The sequence below is a fragment of the Bacillus sp. SIMBA_154 genome (genome assembly GCF_046536015.1).
Classification (GTDB): domain Bacteria; phylum Bacillota; class Bacilli; order Bacillales; family Bacillaceae; genus Bacillus; species Bacillus pumilus_P.
This window is the reverse complement of record NZ_JAWJBV010000664.1, coordinates 1-236: the sequence shown is the minus strand read 5'-3', so window position 1 is coordinate 236 and position 236 is coordinate 1. Positions and strand designations below refer to the sequence as shown.

The window sequence follows — 236 nt, the reverse complement described above, 5'->3', positions numbered from 1 at the left end:
ATTACTCTGCAGCAATTGCGTTCCTACTTTATTACCGGCAGTGGCAACTGTGTTGCTGCCTAAATAGACTGAGTTCGCAACTGTGTCACCTACTGGTATGGCATTGCCAGAGCTATCAGTCTGCCCTGAGTTATTCACGTTAGAGGCTAAAACAAACGTATTACTTGATGTAATGATATTGTTATTTCCAAGTACATGACTGTCCGCTACATTGTTTATTGCTCTGACGATGTTGG

At 42.4% G+C, this 236-nt stretch carries 1 protein-coding gene; it reads right to left on the bottom strand.

Annotation, left to right across the window (positions count from 1 at the left end):
- Positions 1-236, bottom strand: a 236-nt coding sequence (locus R0K30_RS23515; RefSeq protein ID WP_410613444.1) for a hypothetical protein, incomplete at both ends; no start/stop codon positions are given.